Origin of the sequence: Paenibacillus sp. FSL R5-0490, from assembly GCF_001956215.1 — a bacterium.
Lineage (GTDB): Bacteria > Bacillota > Bacilli > Bacillales > Cytobacillaceae > Cytobacillus.
In genome coordinates, this window is the sequence record NZ_MRTQ01000018.1 from 37,514 (window position 1) to 52,817 (window position 15,304).

Genomic DNA, 15,304 nt, shown 5'->3' on the forward strand with positions numbered 1-15,304 from the left:
AAATTGTGTCCAGATCAAAACGTAAATGGGATCATATCCAGCATGCTTTAGCAACAGGCCAGAGCAGCAATACCGGTTTAGCGGATGTTGCTTTTGTACATCAAAGCCTTCCTGATGCGTTTCTGGATCAGGCAGATTTAGGCACTTCAATTGGCGAACTTTCATTAAGTTCGCCAATTTTTATAAATGCCATGACAGGAGGCGGAGGAGAAAGAACGGTTCAAATTAACCGGGATCTCGCCTTGGCTGCCAAATCAACAGGCCTTGCTATGGCAGTAGGGTCTCAGATGTCTGCACTTAAGGATCCAAGTGAAGCAGAATCCTACAGGATTGTCAGACGAGAAAACCCCCGAGGCATTATTTTTGGCAACTTAGGAAGTGAAGCTACAATCGATCAGGCAAAAGCAGCAGTTGATATGATTGAAGCAGATGCACTGCAAATTCATTTAAATGCTGTACAGGAATTGACCATGCCGGAAGGGGACCGTGATTTTCGCGGTGCATTAGAAAGAATTGAAAATATCGTCGCCCATTCCGAAGTTCCAATAGTAGTAAAAGAAGTAGGGTTTGGCATAAATAAAGAAGCAGCTTCAATGCTTGCTTCCGTCGGCGTTACAGGCATTGATATCGGCGGTTTTGGAGGAACAAATTTCTCCCGTATTGAAAATGCAAGAAGAGATAGGCTGTTAACGTTTTTCGATGAATGGGGAATACCGACAGCTGTCTCCATTGCAGAAGCTTCATCTTTAAAAGCAGGCGTTTCTGTTATTGCTTCCGGGGGCATTCGGACAAGCCATGAAATAGCAAAGGCAATTGCACTTGGTGCAGGAGCTGCTGGGATGGCGGGATTCTTTTTAAAGGTCCTGATGAAAGAAGGACTTGAGGCACTTATCGAAGAGATTAACAGTATTCATTCTGAATTGAAGATGATCATGACTGCCTTGGGGGCTAAAAGCATTGCGGAACTCCAGCAGTCTCCTATTATTATATCTGGAAGAACCCACCATTGGCTGAATGAACGCGGAATTGATACAAAAGCATATTCCAGGCGGACCATCAAAAAATAGCTCTCGTCATTTGACGAGAGCTATTTTTTTCATTCTGGCTGCAGTGCATAGCAAGGCGCAGCAGCTTTTCTTAACTGTATTTCGAATCATTCAGAGATCTGGCTTCTTCGGGACTCTGCATCTTGGAAGCTCCAGGATAGTGAAGTGCCTGGTCGCGATCGGACTCCACTTTTCCGCTATTTTTCAGCTTTCTTTCCTGTCTGTCTTTGCCCATATTTAACACCTCCATGTTATTAAGATGAAGTGACCGGAAGAGAATTATGCAAAAAAAGGCATCTGGGATTCTAAAGGCGCAGCTTTTGAACTTACAGGGTTAATTTACATACGAAGTAGGCATAATGGAAATGATAGGAGGTAGAGGATGGAAGGATTATTTTTTTATTGGATTTCCTGGATGGTTTGGATTATGGCGACTTTTTTTATGGCTCGAACTAATAAATTCAGGTTTTTATTGTCTGCCTGGATCTTATGTTTAATGATCCTGTCACCCTTGACACTTAATATCCTTAATTATGAAATTGGCATCGCTGGACTTTTTCTGCTTGTATCACTATATATTTACGCCGGGAGACTAAAAAAACTGAGCAAACTTTATTTCCTTTTTTGCACATTCATCCTGATGATGGCCTATGTCACATTTCACCTTTTTGAACTGTTTGATCCTGTTTGGGTGATTTTTTCCCGGGAATGGATGCTTTCTGTCCTTATGGTTTATATGGCTGTACTCCTGCAAAAAAACAGAATGCTCAGGCTGCCGTTAATATTGCTCGGGGGAATCCAGGGAGAATTTCTATATGCCTTTATCCTTAAACCATTTTCCTTTCCGTATACGATTGGGTCATTGGCCTTTTTGGATATTATGGGCATTTCAATTTCCATATCTGCTTTATGGATTGCAGTACATTGGACGGTCAAATATATTGAAGCCAACTTTAAACATTTTGAAAGGGAGAAACAAAAATTGTCATGAGTGAATACACGTACCCGATCCTTTTTGGTCTGGCAACAGGAACCTTGACCCGTATTTATATGCTTCGGACCGATTACCGTCAATACCCTACATATTTGCATGGGAAAATTATACATGTTGCACTGGGATTCATTGCTGCAGGCCTGGGAACTGTAGCTATTCCTTCAATTATGGAGGAAGACTTCACAGCCATCACCTTTCTGACTCTTGCAGCATCCCAGTTTAGAGAAGTCAGAAATATGGAGAGAAACACACTTACTGAGCTGGACAGCTATGAAATGGTTCCAAGAGGCAAAACATATATAGAAGGTGTAGCAATAGCCTTTGAAAGCAGGAATTATCTTGTAATCTTCACATCATTGCTTAGTACTCTAGGCTATCTGCTGTTTAATATATGGGGAGGTCTTGCGGCAGCCGTTCTTGCCATACTGATTTGCACGAAATTAATGTCGGGTGGAAAGCTGAAGGATATTGTTGATGTTGAATTTATGGAACCGCGTTTTGATGGAGCGGGCTTGTATGTGGACAATATTTACATTATGAATATAGGCTTGCCTGAAAGGCAAGAGGAAGTGCTCCGATATGGCATGGGATTTATTTTAAATCCAAAAAATTTCAATGCCCGGTCCACTATTGCCAATCTGGGACAGAGGCAGGCTATATTGCATGATGTTTCTACGGCTTTGGGTGTTTACCGGGATTCCGGGACTCCTGCGCTTGTTCCTCTGGCGAAAAGGGATCTGGATGATGGGCGTGTAGGAGTATTTGTTTTGCCCCAGGAAAAGGATATTAATAAAGCCCTAAAAGTCATTGAAGCAGTCCCGACACTCGAAAATGCGATTAGGATGCCTTCTGAACGGCAAACGAACGGGAAAGGAAGTTAGTTTATGGTGCTTGAAAAATACATACTGGCTGCAATTACAACAAATCCATCCAAGATACCTTCAGGAACTGCTGTTTTTCATTGTGAAGATAAAAAAGAAATGGAAATCATTGCAGCCAATCTTGAAGCAATTCTAGACGGAATTGCCCATGCCTTAACAGAAGAACTATATGTAATTGTTAAGCATTAAAGGAGGTTTCCAAGTTTTTCATTGCCGTGAAGGTTTCTCTTTGTTAAAATATCTAAGTTAGACCCTTCTATCTGTGAGAAGGGTTTATTTTATAAATGTAAAGCGCTTTGGATGGTTTTAACATCAATGTAGTGTTATTGTGGACAGCCATCTGTATGCTTACTTTAAGTAACAGGCATTTCTGTAACATAGACTCAAAGTTAAACAATTTAAGAATAAAGAATCGAAAGGGTGATGTTCATGGCAAAACCAGTTTTGGCTATTGTCGGGCGTCCTAACGTTGGAAAATCAACGATATTTAACAGAATTGTAGGAGAACGGATATCAATTGTCGAAGATATTCCGGGAGTGACCAGGGACAGAATTTATAGTTCTGCAGAATGGCTGACTCATGATTTTAATATTATTGATACAGGCGGAATTGATATTGGGGACGAGCCATTTTTAGAGCAAATTCGTCTTCAGGCAGAAATTGCGATAGATGAAGCAGATGTCATTGTCTTTCTTGTGAACGGAAGAGAGGGTGTCACAAGCGCAGATGAAGAAGTTGCGAAAATTTTATATAAAGCCAAAAAGCCTGTAGTTCTGGGTGTGAATAAAATCGATAACCCTGAGATGCGGGATTTGATTTATGACTTTTATGCACTTGGCTTTGGTGAGCCGTTTCCGATTTCAGGTTCCCATGGTCTTGGTCTTGGAGACTTGCTTGATGAAGCTGCCAAGCATTTCCCAAAACATGGCCAAAGTGAATATGGAGAAGATGTCATTAAGTTTTCATTAATTGGCCGTCCGAATGTCGGGAAATCCTCCCTTGTAAATGCAATGCTTGGCGAAGAACGGGTCATTGTCAGCAATATTGCAGGCACTACAAGAGATGCAATCGACTCGAAGGTGAAAGTGGATGGACAGGAATATGTCATCATTGATACTGCGGGTATGCGAAAAAAAGGGAAAGTGTATGAAACAACAGAAAAATATAGTGTACTAAGAGCTTTGAGGGCAATTGAACGTTCCGATGTTGTCCTGGTGGTCATTGATGGGGAAGAAGGAATCATTGAACAGGATAAGCGCATAGCCGGTTATGCTCATGAAGCAGGCAGAGCTGTTGTTATCGTTGTCAATAAGTGGGATGCTGTTGAAAAAGATGAGAAAACAATGAAGGCATTTGAACAAAATATCCGTGAGCATTTTCAATTCCTGGATTATGCACCTGTTGTTTTCCTTTCTGCCAAAACGAAAAAGCGTATTCATACACTTATTCCAATGATTAACACAGCCAGTGAAAATCATTCTTTGCGTGTTGAAACAAGCGCCCTGAATGATGTTGTCATGGATGCTGTTGCAATGAATCCGACGCCAACAGATAAAGGAAGACGCCTCAGAATTTATTACACCACACAGGTTGCTGTAAAGCCGCCGACATTTGTTGTATTTGTCAATGATCCTGAACTTCTTCATTTTTCTTATGAAAGGTTCCTGGAAAACCGAATCAGGGACGCTTTTGGTTTTGAAGGCACACCTATTAAGATATTTGCAAGGGAAAGAAAATAATGCGATAACTCCGGCCGGATAGCTTTATAATGTGTCTGGCTGCAGAATCGGATGAATTTTTGATGCATCCAAATACATTAAAAGGCAGTGATCAAATGGAGCGGAAAAAAGAAAGCGTAGCTGTAGCTGGTGCCGGCAGCTGGGGTACTGCCCTGGCGATGGTGCTTGCAGATAATGAGCATGATGTCAGACTTTGGGGCCATAATCCTGATCAGATAGAGGAAATTAATAAGCACCATACTAATCAAAAATATTTATCAGGGATACAGCTGCCTGCAGAAATAAAAGGATACACATCGCTTGAAGAGGCTTTAACCGGAACAGATACGCTGATTTTGGCAGTTCCGACAAAGGCCATTCGTGAAGTAATGGGGAAGATCAAGGGAATTAGAAGAGAGCCCCTAACTATTGTACATGTAAGTAAAGGAATTGAACCTGATTCACTTCTCAGGATATCTGAAATGATTGAAGAGGAAATGCCCGGAGATCTTCTGGACAGTGTAGTTGTGCTATCTGGCCCAAGCCATGCGGAAGAAGTTAGTCTCAGACATCCGACAACTGTAACAGTATCATCAAAAAATATGAATGCTGCCGAAAAAATTCAGGATCTGTTTATTAATAACAATTTCAGAGTATATACCAACCCAGATATCATTGGAGTGGAAATTGGCGGTGCTTTGAAAAATATTATTGCCCTTGCTGCGGGAATTACAGATGGCTTAGGTTATGGAGACAATGCAAAGGCAGCTCTGATAACGAGAGGTCTTGCTGAAATTGCCCGTCTCGGAATGAAGATGGGGGCAAGTCCGCTTACTTTCTCCGGATTAGCTGGAATCGGGGATTTGATCGTTACATGTACTTCGGTCCATTCACGCAATTGGAGAGCAGGCAACCTTCTTGGAAAAGGACATAATCTGCAGGAAGTCCTGGATAATATGGGCATGGTCGTAGAGGGTGTCAGAACAACAAAAGCAGCACATCAGCTGGCTCAAAAATATGACGTAAAAATGCCTATTACCAATGTTCTGTATGATGTCCTTTTTAATAATGTTAATGCGAAGGATGCTGTTGATCTACTGATGGCAAGAGGGAAAACACATGAGATGGAAGACCTTGCTAACGTTTTGGAAGATCAAAGCGGGAATAAAAAAATCTGATATCTATTTAAATTTAAAAATATAGGCATTAGATGATGCGAGACAGCAGGTTCCTGCATACAATGCAACGAAGCAAACTAGTGTAATGAACAGGGTGCTGGGTTATTTAGTCAAATGGCTGAGGTAAAGAATTGCCCCTTCTTTGCCTCAGTTTTTTTTGTCTTCATTTTTTCGTGATGAAAAGCTTTTAGATTTATCCATTTAATATGGTATAATACACTTCGGAAAAGGGAGTTGATTTGTATGTCGCCGGCTTTAATGAAAATGTGGATATCCCTTGCTTCGATGGGATTCATGTTTTTATCCATAATATTGATTTATCTTAGCCGCTACAAGCTGAAAGCTGGAGTTTTTAAGCTTATAACAGCTATCGTTGCCTACTTTTTAATGATAATAAGCGGAATTATTATAGTGATTGTCGTGTTCAGCGGTCCGACAAGCAGCTAGCACTTTTACATAAAGGGTTGATTACATGAAAAAAGCTATTAACATGTTTTTGCTTTTACTAAGCTGTGCTTTGATTTTGACAGGCTGTATGTACCCTAAAGAGAAATTATCTCAAAACCAGATAGCCTATAAGGATCAGATTCAGTCTGTACAGTCTGCAGTGGATCAATATAGGGAAGCAAATGGAGGTCTCCTGCCAATAAAAACCAAGGGCCAGACAACCCCTATCTATCAAAAGTATCCAATTGACTTCAAGAAAATTGCTCCGGAATACATGGCAGAACCCCCTGGAAATGCTTTTGAATCCGGAGGAGTTTTTCAATATGTGATTGTTGACGCAGAAACAGATCCGAAAGTGAAAATTTTTGATTTGAGAATTGCGGAAACAATCAGGGATATTAACCTGAGGGTTAAGGCACATGGATTCCCGCCATATAAAGAGCAAATTGCTGAAAATGTTTATACAATGGATTTCAAAAAATTAGGATTTAAGGAAGAGCCAAAAGCCCTCAGTCCGTATAGCGGCCAGAGCCTTCCATACGTCGTAACCGGAAATGCTGAGGTATATGTAGATTATCGGGTTGATTTGTATAAGGTATTGGAGAATAAGAAGAACAAACCTGAACCTGGAAAGGATATTAGAAGTCTTCTTGTGGAGGATTCTGATTTTGTTCCCGCCTATTCACTGCCTTATACAATTGAGCCTGGCACAAATGATCCAATCTTTTTGGTGAAATAGTCATAACCCTTCTCCTGCAAAATATATTGTAGGAGAAGGGTTATTTTTTATTTATTTTTATAACCACTCTTCAACTAATGACTAAAAGCATAAAGGCAAAGAAATAAAGGCGCAGGTGAGTTTGTAAATAAAAAAGGAAATTTGGAATGGCCTGCTGTCCATTCCAGACTGTTATAGGATTGAAGATTCTCCAGCTGGGCTGACAGGTGCAGTGCACTTTCCTAGATAGGGGGGCAAAAAAGAAAAAAACTGTCATAACAATGTAGGACAACATCATACACATATAATGTCCAAACATAATAGATAGGATAATATTATCCCATTAACTCAAGATTTCAGGAGGGGATCACTTGGAAAAGGTTGATATTTTTAAAGATATTGCCGAAAGAACTGGCGGCGATATATATTTCGGAGTAGTTGGCGCAGTTCGCACCGGCAAATCTACATTTATAAAAAAGTTCATGGAATTGGTTGTACTGCCAAATATGGAAAACGAAGCAGAACGTGCCCGCACACAGGATGAGCTTCCCCAAAGTGCTGCCGGCAAGACAATTATGACCACAGAACCGAAATTTGTTCCTAACCAGGCTGCTACAGTTCATGTAGCAGAAGGGCTGGATGTAAATATCAGGCTTGTGGACTGTGTGGGTTATACAGTGCCGGGAGCGAAGGGCTATGAAGACGAAAATGGCCCGAGAATGATCAATACACCATGGTATGAAGAGCCGATTCCTTTTCACGAAGCTGCTGAAATAGGAACAAGAAAGGTGATTCAGGAGCATTCTACAATCGGAGTGGTAATTACAACAGACGGAACAATTGGGGAGATACCGCGTGCAAACTATATTGAGGCTGAAGAAAGAGTTATTGAGGAGTTAAAGGAAGTTGGCAAGCCGTTTATCATGATCATTAACAGCGTCCAGCCACATCACCCAAATACGGATGCCCTCAGAAATGATCTTGCTGAAAAATATGATATCCCTGTCCTGGCCATGAGCGTAGAGGGCATGAGAGAATCAGATGTATTAAATGTTATGCGTGAAGCTCTTTACGAGTTCCCGGTACTGGAAGTGAATGTAAATCTTCCAAGCTGGGTAATGGTGCTGCATGAAGATCACTGGCTTCGTGAAAGCTATCAGGAAGCAGTTAAAGAAACGGTTAAGGATATTAAGAGGCTAAGAGATGTTGACCGTGTGGTCCATCAATTCAGCGACTTTGAATTCATTGACCGGGCAGGCCTTGCAGGAATTGAAATGGGGCAGGGAGTAGCCGAAATTGATTTATATGCGCCGGACGATCTTTACGATGAGGTCCTTAAAGAGATAGTGGGTGTTGAAATCCGCGGAAAAGACCACTTGCTTGAGCTGATGCAGGAATTTGCCCATGCTAAAGCAGAGTATGACCAAATTTCCGATGCACTGAGAATGGTGAAGCAAACCGGCTACGGCATTGCTGCTCCTTCACTGGCTGATATGAGCCTCGATGAACCGGAAATTACACGTCATGGATCACGCTTTGGTGTAAGGCTTAAGGCTGTTGCTCCATCCATTCATATGATAAAAGTAGATGTGGAATCTGAGTTCTCTCCTATCATCGGAACGGAAAAGCAAAGCGAAGAACTCGTCCGATACCTGATGCAGGACTTTGAAGATGATCCGCTTTCAATCTGGAACTCCGACATCTTTGGACGCAGCCTCAGCTCCATCGTAAGAGAAGGAATTCAGGCAAAATTGTCCCTAATGCCTGAAAACGCAAGATATAAACTCAAAGAGACTTTAGAAAGAATCATCAACGAAGGCTCTGGCGGATTAATTGCGATAATTCTTTAATGAAGGCTCCTTTTGGAGTCTTTTTTTATTGGCGGCGGAATGAGTCGAGATCTGTGCCAACCTCGGACAAAGATGGGGAAATCCAGTGCTCAGAGTCAGAACCCGTGCCAACTTCGAACACAAAAAGGGAAAATCCAGTGAACTGAGTCAGAACCTGCGCCAACTTCGGACATAAAAAGCTAAAATCCAATGTTCTAAGTCCGAACCCAGAGCACCTTAAAGGAAATGGCAAACCTTGCAATTTGAAAAAATATGTTTCAACCCGCACGCTTAGGGTATTAAAACCAGGTCAGCGTATTACAAATATGTTGCAGATAAGAAAAGATTCCCATTAAATCATGAAATATTCTTGATAACAGCATTTGATTGTGATAATCTTTTAACAGAATTACCGTTATGGCGGCCAAACCCTTATTTTAAAAGGGTTTATAATGATTTTTTGATTGAAAAATTTCAATTTATCATTTAATATAAGGCTTGTTAAACAAAAACACGCCATAACGTATAGAATTCAGTAATTTTGTTTACAAATGTATGTAAGGAATCTTATTTTACTGGGTTTTATCCATATTTGGGAGGAGGTGAAAGGCATGAACAAAACAGAACTAATTAACGCAGTTGCTGAGGCTGGCGAACTTTCTAAAAAAGACGCGACTAAAGCAGTTGATGCTGTTTTCGATACAATCCTTGATGCTTTGAAAAATGGTGATAAGGTACAACTAATCGGTTTCGGAAACTTTGAAGTTCGCGAACGTGCTGCCCGCAAAGGACGCAACCCGCAAACTGGCGAAGAAATCGAAATCGCTGCAAGCAAAGTTCCTGCTTTCAAACCAGGCAAAGCGCTTAAAGATGCAGTTAAATAATCTACATACAAGTGCTTAAAGCTTATGCTTGAGCTAAAAACCGCGATATATTCGCGGTTTTTTCTTTTTTTGCGTTACTGGCCCTTAAAAAGCAGAGGATTCACCCTGTTCCAGGTATTTTATTAGAACTCTTAGAAAGAAGTTTCAGTTTTGCCTGAATGAGGGGGTTATGCTAATATGAACATATTATTACCACAGTGTTAATACATAGGAGGCATAATTATGGCAGAGGTAAATCGTGCCCAGATCGAAGATGCGGTGCGTTTAATATTGGAAGCAATCGGTGAAGACCCAAATCGGGAAGGACTTCTTGATACACCAAAGCGAGTCGCTAAAATGTATGAAGAAGTTTTTATGGGACTGAACCAGGATCCTAAAGAATACTTTGAAACAGTATTTGGCGAAGACCATGAAGAGCTTGTTTTAGTTAAAGATATTCCATTCTACTCTATGTGTGAGCATCATCTTGTGCCTTTCTTTGGGGTTGCCCATGTAGCATACATTCCGCGGAATGGCAGAGTAACAGGTTTAAGCAAACTTGCCAGAGCTGTAGAGGCAGTTGCGAAACGTCCTCAGCTTCAGGAACGCATTACATCTACTGTAGCAAATTCGATCCTGGAAAAGCTTGAGCCGCATGGTGTGATGGTTGTTGTGGAAGCAGAGCATATGTGCATGACAATGCGAGGAGTTAAAAAGCCCGGTTCAAAAACGGTGACATCAGCAGTAAGAGGCGTATTTGCAGAGGATGCAAGAGCACGTGCAGAAGTCCTTTCACTGATAAAACAATAATATGGACTCTGTTTATGAATGAATTTAGGCAATAAACAGGTCAAAGGCTGAAAGATAAAACTTTTAGCCTTTTTTTGTAAATAATTATCAATCACCAACATTTAGCAAAGGATGGTATGAATGGAAAAGAAGAATCCATCAGGAAACGATTATATTGTAATTAAAGCAAAAGAAGACGGTGTTAATGTAATAGGGTTAACAAGAGGATCCGATACAAGATTCCACCATTCAGAAAAACTTGACCAGGGAGAAGTCATGATTGCGCAATTTACTGAGCATACTTCTGCGATTAAGATCCGGGGGAATGCCAGGATCATGACTAGCTATGGAGAACTTGAAAGTGAGGCTAAGAAATAGCTTTCCCCTGGAATTGAAGGGCAGAATATTTTCATAAGATAATGTCCTGACATGTTCCTGTCATTTATGATATAATTGTCTCTGCTTGAATAATTCTCTTGAATACAAGATACCGGGTAAAAGGTTTTTTTGCCCGTTTTATATTTAATAGGAAACCATGAATTTGCTAAAAATAGATAATAATGTGTAAGGCGTTTTGTATCCGTTCTCTTTGTCGCAGTATTCACATGGAGAAATAGCGGTTGGGAAAAGAAAATTAAGGGGAAACAAGGGTGATGGCATGCATGATGTGAAGATTAAATTAGCAGATGTGAAAGAACAGATTGAAAAAAAAGTTAACCACCCTTATCTGCTCAGGTATATTGATTCACCTGTTATTGATGAAGACAAGCTTCTGCTTTTTATCTCTTTACTTGATGATGTGGAGATACCTGAATCAAAAGCAGAAAAATATGCAGTAACTGCAATGCTTATCCAAATCGCCCTTGATACCCACGAACTTGTTAAGAACGATGAATCTGAAGACAAAGGTCTTAAACATAGACAGCTTACTGTCCTTGCTGGTGTTTATTACAGCGGATTATATTACAAGATTCTCGCAGCTCTTGATGATATCAACATGATCAGGGTCTTCGCAGATGGGATCAAAGATGTAAATGAGCATAAAATTTCACTATATCAGAAATCTCCTGAAGCGGTCGACACTCTGATGAGTTCAGTCAGGAAAGTAGAGGCTTCACTTTTTGAAAAGCTGGCTGATGCATTCAGCAAAACAGCATGGAAAGACGTAATATCCAATCTTTTATTCATTAAGCGCCTGATTATGGAGAAGCAGCAGTTCATGAAGGAAGGCACCTCAGTTGTTTTTGAAGCGCTTAAAAAGCTGACTTTCCCAAAAGTGAAAGAGATGTCTGCTGAGCAGCGGAAATATTTAATTCTCATTTGCGACAGGTATATTGATTTTTCAAGGAATATTGTCGATCAATCACTGCTTAAATTTCCTATGGCAAATGAATTATTAGAGCAGCGTATTCACTGCATTTTCAATAATAATCAGTCTGTGGCTAAAACTTTTGTGGAAGAAGGATAAAATATGCAGCAATCAAAAGAAGAACGTGTTCATAGCGTATTTGAAAAGATTTATGGCAACTACGATAAAATGAATTCGGTTATCAGCTTTCAGCAGCATTTAAGATGGCGCAAAGATACAATGAAAAAGATGAATGTTCAAAAAGGTGCAAAAGCGCTTGATGTATGCTGCGGTACAGCCGATTGGTCCATTGCGCTCGCTGAAGCCGTAGGTGAAAGCGGTAAAGTGACAGGCTTGGATTTCAGCAAAAATATGCTGAAAATCGGTGAGGAAAAAATCAAGGAGCGGAAACTGAAGCAAGTTGAGCTTGTCCATGGTAATGCAATGGAGCTTCCTTTCGCTGACAATTCCTTCGATTATGTTACAATCGGTTTTGGTCTGCGCAACGTTCCGGATTACCTGCAGGTGTTAAAAGAAATGCACCGTGTTGTAAAGCCGGGGGGGTTAGCAGTTTGTCTGGAGACTTCTCAGCCAACAATGTTCGGATACAAGCAGGCATATTATTTCTACTTCCGCTTTATTATGCCTATGTTCGGAAAGCTTTTTGCCAAAAGTTTTAATGAATATTCCTGGCTGCAGGAATCTGCGAGAGACTTTCCCGGGATGAAAGAACTTGCAGGAATGTTCGAGGAAGCAGGCTTTAATAACGTTACATTCAAGCCTTATAGCGGCGGAGTGGCTGCCGTACACATTGGAACGAAATAAAAATAATAACTTGTTCTGTATGTTTCTCATGGAAGATAGAGAATAGATCAGACGGGATCGATAAGCTGGGTGAGTATTCAATGAAATTGAAAATGATGTATTCATTTTTAAATTCAGATTTAAATGTTATAGAAAACGAGTTGGAGGAGACGATTAAAGCTGAGTCTCCCCTATTGCATCAGGCTTCCCTGCATCTGCTGCAGGCCGGGGGGAAAAGAATCCGCCCAGTTTTCGTTTTGCTGGCTGCGAAGTTCGGAGAATACGATATTGATAAAATTAAAAACGTAGCTGTATCACTGGAGCTTATCCATATGGCGTCGCTTGTCCATGATGATGTTATTGATGATGCAGAACTGCGCAGGGGACAGCCTACCATCAAAGCAAAATGGGATAATAAAATTGCCATGTATACCGGTGATTATATTTTTGCGCGTGCACTGGAATTAATTACAAATGTGGAAAATCCGCATGCCCATAAAATTCTCTCTCATACACTTGTGGAGCTGTGTATAGGCGAAATAGAGCAAATTAAAGATAAGTATAACTATGACCAGAATATCAGGACATATTTCCGGAGAATTAAAAGGAAAACAGCCATGCTGATTGCTGTGAGCTGTCAGCTTGGAGGAATTGCGGCTAATGTAGAGGAAGATATACATAGAAAACTTTTTAAATTCGGCTATTATGTGGGAATGTCCTATCAGATCATCGACGATGTCCTGGATTTTGTCGGCACAGAAAAAGAACTTGGCAAGCCGGCAGGAGGAGATCTCCATCAGGGAAACATTACCCTTCCTGCTTTATTTGCAATGGAGGATCATAGAATCTCCGAACAAATCAGGAGAGTCCACGAAGGAACTGAAAGAAGTGATATAGAGAACATAATTGCCTTGGTCAAAGACTCCGGTGCAATTGAAAAGTCTCTTCAAATTAGTGATAAATATCTGCAGAAAGCTTTAGGGGTACTCGAAGAGCTGCCTCATTCCAGGTCCAAGAAAGCTTTACGGGATATTGCAAAATTTATAGGCAAAAGAAAATTTTAATTTACTGTATCTATTGCCAGCACTCTACCGGGTGCCGGCAATTTCTGTTTTTGGGAAGTTAAAATTAAAAGCGCTTTCAAATTTCTGTTGCTAAATTTTCAAAACAATGTTAATATTTTCGTGGATTAACATTATAACTATACATAAGTTTTAGGAGTGGAATTCAATGGAAAGAACTTTTTTAATGGTTAAACCAGACGGTGTACAGCGCAATTTAATCGGGGAAATCGTTTCCCGTTTCGAAAAGAAAGGCTTTCAGCTAGTAGGTGGCAAGCTAATGAGCATTAGCCAGGAACTTGCGGAAGAGCATTATGGAGAGCATAAAGAGCGTCCATTCTTTGGAGAGCTTGTTGACTTTATTACATCCGGACCAGTTTTCGCAATGGTGTGGGAAGGTGAAAATGTTATCGCAACAGCTCGTCAGATGATGGGTTCAACAAATCCTAAAGATGCTGCTCCAGGAACAATCCGAGGAGATTTCGGCATTACAGTTGGAAAAAATGTAATCCATGGATCCGATTCACCTGTAAGTGCAGAACGTGAAATTGGCCTTTTCTTCAAAGAAGAAGAGAAAGTGGAATACAAAAAATTAATGAATGACTGGATTAACTAATTTATTTAAAAGTACTTGTCCATGACAAGTGCTTTTTTTGTAACCGAATTCATTTTTTCAACTGGATGGATATAACGATAAAAGAAAAAAACTCACCGATAATATCAGAGGGGAAATAGAATGGCAGACGATTATCAGGAATTTATTCAAAATATAAAAAGAAAAACAGGAATTGATCTTTCTCTGTACAAAGAAGCTCAAATGAAGAGAAGGCTCATATCCCTGTATGAGAAAAAAGGCTTTCAATCATTTGGAAGTTTTTTTAGCGCGATAGTCAATAATAGAGAACTGCTGAATGACTTTTTGGACAGGATGACAATAAATGTTTCCGAATTTTACCGGAATTCACAAAGGTGGGAGGTGCTCGAAAAAAATATTCTGCCCGGACTATTAGATCAAAATAGGAATCTGAAAATCTGGAGTGCAGCCTGTTCCACTGGTGAAGAACCTTATACAATTGCCATGATTTTATCAAAAATGCTGCCAATGTCCGAAATCAGGATAACTGCAACTGATATTGATGAAAATGCCCTGGCAAGGGCACGGATGGGTATTTACCCTGAGCGTTCGCTAAATGAAGTTCCTGACATGATGAAACAAAAGTTTTTTCAGCGCGAAGGAAGTTTCTATAAAATATCCGAGGATATAAAAAGGACAGTAACCTTTAAAAAGCAAAATCTCCTTTCAGATGATTTTGGCGGTCCGTATGATCTTATCGTATGCAGGAACGTTCTAATATATTTTACAGAGGAAGCAAAGGATCAGCTTTATCATAAATTCAGCGGTGCATTAAGAAAAGATGGGATATTCTTTGTTGGAAGCACTGAACAGATTTTTAACTCAGGCCGCTATCAACTGGAATCTGCTGAAACTTTTTTTTATAGAAAAGAATAATAAACAAGGAGGATGATTATTTGGTCATCCTCTTTTTCTTTTGTTTTTTAGTTTGGTAGTAAATAACTATTCGTGTTAAAATGGCTCCATTCATAAGAAGAAATAAAATATTATAGG

At 40.2% G+C, this 15,304-nt stretch carries 18 protein-coding genes; 17 read left to right on the top strand and 1 reads right to left on the bottom strand.

What is annotated here, in order from left to right; genetic code table 11:
* The first annotated feature begins 5 nt into the window (after positions 1-5).
* Complete coding sequence (gene fni / locus BK139_RS15475) at positions 6-1,067, top strand: type 2 isopentenyl-diphosphate Delta-isomerase (RefSeq protein ID WP_076260448.1); 1,062 nt, start codon at positions 6-8, stop codon at positions 1,065-1,067.
* 70 nt (positions 1,068-1,137) lie between these two features.
* Here fni and BK139_RS15480 read toward each other — a convergent pair whose 3' ends face one another.
* On the bottom strand, positions 1,138-1,281 hold the full coding sequence (locus BK139_RS15480; protein WP_076260451.1) for a YpzI family protein: 144 nt from the start codon (positions 1,279-1,281) through the stop codon (positions 1,138-1,140).
* A 147-nt stretch (positions 1,282-1,428) separates the two neighbouring features.
* On the opposite strand from BK139_RS15480, the gene BK139_RS15485 reads away from it, so the two are divergent.
* From BK139_RS15485 to BK139_RS15560, 16 genes are all read left to right on the top strand, one after another.
* The gene (locus tag BK139_RS15485; RefSeq protein WP_076260453.1) at positions 1,429-2,037 is read left to right on the top strand and encodes a YphA family membrane protein; all 609 of its coding nucleotides are present in this window, start codon (positions 1,429-1,431) and stop codon (positions 2,035-2,037) included.
* On the top strand, positions 2,034-2,921 hold the full coding sequence (locus BK139_RS15490; RefSeq protein WP_076260456.1) for a YIEGIA family protein: 888 nt from the start codon (positions 2,034-2,036) through the stop codon (positions 2,919-2,921). Before BK139_RS15485 ends, BK139_RS15490 begins: the two co-directional genes overlap by 4 nt.
* 3 nt (positions 2,922-2,924) lie before the next feature.
* The gene (locus BK139_RS15495) at positions 2,925-3,110 is read left to right on the top strand and encodes a capping complex subunit for YIEGIA (protein WP_048008161.1); all 186 of its coding nucleotides are present in this window, start codon (positions 2,925-2,927) and stop codon (positions 3,108-3,110) included.
* 240 nt (positions 3,111-3,350) lie between these two features.
* Positions 3,351-4,661, top strand: a complete 1,311-nt coding sequence (gene der / locus BK139_RS15500) for a ribosome biogenesis GTPase Der (protein WP_076260458.1) — start codon at positions 3,351-3,353, stop codon at positions 4,659-4,661.
* Positions 4,662-4,756: 95 nt separating this feature from the next.
* The gene (locus BK139_RS15505) at positions 4,757-5,818 is read left to right on the top strand and encodes an NAD(P)H-dependent glycerol-3-phosphate dehydrogenase (RefSeq protein WP_175609138.1); all 1,062 of its coding nucleotides are present in this window, start codon (positions 4,757-4,759) and stop codon (positions 5,816-5,818) included.
* A gap of 243 nt (positions 5,819-6,061) precedes the next feature.
* Positions 6,062-6,265, top strand: coding sequence for a DUF2768 domain-containing protein (locus BK139_RS15510; protein ID WP_076260460.1), 204 nt, complete (start codon positions 6,062-6,064; stop codon positions 6,263-6,265).
* A gap of 25 nt (positions 6,266-6,290) precedes the next feature.
* Positions 6,291-7,004 (top strand): hypothetical protein, encoded by a 714-nt coding sequence (locus BK139_RS15515; RefSeq protein ID WP_076260463.1) that lies wholly within the window; start codon positions 6,291-6,293, stop codon positions 7,002-7,004.
* A gap of 350 nt (positions 7,005-7,354) precedes the next feature.
* Complete coding sequence (gene spoIVA, locus BK139_RS15520) at positions 7,355-8,833, top strand: stage IV sporulation protein A (RefSeq protein ID WP_076260466.1); 1,479 nt, start codon at positions 7,355-7,357, stop codon at positions 8,831-8,833.
* A 590-nt stretch (positions 8,834-9,423) separates the two neighbouring features.
* Positions 9,424-9,696, top strand: a complete 273-nt coding sequence (gene hbs / locus BK139_RS15525; protein ID WP_009332755.1) for a non-specific DNA-binding protein Hbs — start codon at positions 9,424-9,426, stop codon at positions 9,694-9,696.
* A gap of 222 nt (positions 9,697-9,918) precedes the next feature.
* Positions 9,919-10,485 (top strand): GTP cyclohydrolase I FolE, encoded by a 567-nt coding sequence (gene folE / locus BK139_RS15530; RefSeq protein ID WP_035330138.1) that lies wholly within the window; start codon positions 9,919-9,921, stop codon positions 10,483-10,485.
* Between the two features lie 120 nt (positions 10,486-10,605).
* Positions 10,606-10,842, top strand: a complete 237-nt coding sequence (mtrB, locus tag BK139_RS15535; protein WP_048008168.1) for a trp RNA-binding attenuation protein MtrB — start codon at positions 10,606-10,608, stop codon at positions 10,840-10,842.
* A 280-nt stretch (positions 10,843-11,122) separates the two neighbouring features.
* Entirely contained in the window at positions 11,123-11,932 is an 810-nt protein-coding gene (locus BK139_RS15540; protein WP_076260468.1) for a heptaprenyl diphosphate synthase component 1, read from the top strand.
* A gap of 3 nt (positions 11,933-11,935) precedes the next feature.
* Positions 11,936-12,637 carry a demethylmenaquinone methyltransferase gene (gene menG, locus BK139_RS15545; protein WP_076260470.1) on the top strand — a complete coding sequence of 234 codons (702 nt, stop codon included), beginning with the start codon at positions 11,936-11,938 and terminating at the stop codon, positions 12,635-12,637.
* Between the two features lie 80 nt (positions 12,638-12,717).
* Positions 12,718-13,680, top strand: a complete 963-nt coding sequence (gene hepT, locus BK139_RS15550) for a heptaprenyl diphosphate synthase component II (RefSeq protein ID WP_076260472.1) — start codon at positions 12,718-12,720, stop codon at positions 13,678-13,680.
* Between the two features lie 166 nt (positions 13,681-13,846).
* Positions 13,847-14,293: a nucleoside-diphosphate kinase gene (gene ndk / locus BK139_RS15555; RefSeq protein ID WP_035330143.1), complete on the top strand. Its 447-nt coding sequence runs from the start codon at positions 13,847-13,849 to the stop codon at positions 14,291-14,293.
* A 120-nt stretch (positions 14,294-14,413) separates the two neighbouring features.
* Positions 14,414-15,187, top strand: a complete 774-nt coding sequence (locus tag BK139_RS15560) for a CheR family methyltransferase (RefSeq protein WP_076260474.1) — start codon at positions 14,414-14,416, stop codon at positions 15,185-15,187.
* Positions 15,188-15,304: the final 117 nt, after the last annotated feature.

Coding starts and splice junctions, on each gene's coding strand:
- BK139_RS15480 (WP_076260451.1), bottom strand. CDS start 1,281: ATGGGCAAAGACAGACAGGAAAGAAAGCTGAAAAATAGCGGAAAAGTG.
- BK139_RS15485 (WP_076260453.1), top strand. CDS start 1,429: ATGGAAGGATTATTTTTTTATTGGATTTCCTGGATGGTTTGGATTATG.
- BK139_RS15490 (WP_076260456.1), top strand. CDS start 2,034: ATGAGTGAATACACGTACCCGATCCTTTTTGGTCTGGCAACAGGAACC.
- BK139_RS15495 (WP_048008161.1), top strand. CDS start 2,925: ATGGTGCTTGAAAAATACATACTGGCTGCAATTACAACAAATCCATCC.
- der (WP_076260458.1), top strand. CDS start 3,351: ATGGCAAAACCAGTTTTGGCTATTGTCGGGCGTCCTAACGTTGGAAAA.
- BK139_RS15505 (WP_175609138.1), top strand. CDS start 4,757: ATGGAGCGGAAAAAAGAAAGCGTAGCTGTAGCTGGTGCCGGCAGCTGG.
- BK139_RS15510 (WP_076260460.1), top strand. CDS start 6,062: ATGTCGCCGGCTTTAATGAAAATGTGGATATCCCTTGCTTCGATGGGA.
- BK139_RS15515 (WP_076260463.1), top strand. CDS start 6,291: ATGAAAAAAGCTATTAACATGTTTTTGCTTTTACTAAGCTGTGCTTTG.
- hbs (WP_009332755.1), top strand. CDS start 9,424: ATGAACAAAACAGAACTAATTAACGCAGTTGCTGAGGCTGGCGAACTT.
- folE (WP_035330138.1), top strand. CDS start 9,919: ATGGCAGAGGTAAATCGTGCCCAGATCGAAGATGCGGTGCGTTTAATA.
- mtrB (WP_048008168.1), top strand. CDS start 10,606: ATGGAAAAGAAGAATCCATCAGGAAACGATTATATTGTAATTAAAGCA.
- BK139_RS15540 (WP_076260468.1), top strand. CDS start 11,123: ATGCATGATGTGAAGATTAAATTAGCAGATGTGAAAGAACAGATTGAA.
- menG (WP_076260470.1), top strand. CDS start 11,936: ATGCAGCAATCAAAAGAAGAACGTGTTCATAGCGTATTTGAAAAGATT.
- hepT (WP_076260472.1), top strand. CDS start 12,718: ATGAAATTGAAAATGATGTATTCATTTTTAAATTCAGATTTAAATGTT.
- ndk (WP_035330143.1), top strand. CDS start 13,847: ATGGAAAGAACTTTTTTAATGGTTAAACCAGACGGTGTACAGCGCAAT.
- BK139_RS15560 (WP_076260474.1), top strand. CDS start 14,414: ATGGCAGACGATTATCAGGAATTTATTCAAAATATAAAAAGAAAAACA.